The organism is Deinococcus alpinitundrae, assembly GCF_009982895.1.
GTDB classification, from domain to species: domain Bacteria; phylum Deinococcota; class Deinococci; order Deinococcales; family Deinococcaceae; genus Deinococcus; species Deinococcus alpinitundrae.
On the sequence record NZ_WXZL01000132.1, the window covers coordinates 1 to 389 of the forward strand.

At 36.8% G+C, this 389-nt stretch carries 1 protein-coding gene; it reads right to left on the minus strand.

The window, feature by feature from the left end; genetic code table 11:
- On the minus strand, nt 1-389 hold a 389-nt coding region (locus GUI70_RS25390), incomplete at both ends, for a class II glutamine amidotransferase (RefSeq protein WP_202630573.1).

Consider the following 389-nt stretch of genomic DNA (forward strand, 5'->3'; position numbering starts at 1 on the left):
TCAACGCTTCCTCAAAAGTAGGAGCTTTACTTCGACGTATCAAATGCATAATGACTTCAGTATCAGAAGACGAATGGAAGATAGCACCTTGTTTTTCTAAATTCTGACGCAATGATTTAGCATTAATGAGGTTACCATTATGACAAATACCTACACTCAGATCATAAAAGTGATACAGAAACGGTTGAATATTTTCAATACCTTTATTACCTGAAGTAGCATAACGGACGTGACCAATTGCATGTTGATATCCTTTTAATCGTTCCATTTGATCATCTTTAATCGCTTCAGTTAGTAAGCCTAATCCTCGCTCGCCTTTTAATTCATTTTGATCAGAAACAACTATACCTGCACCTTCTTGACCACGATGTTGCAAACTATGAAGTCCC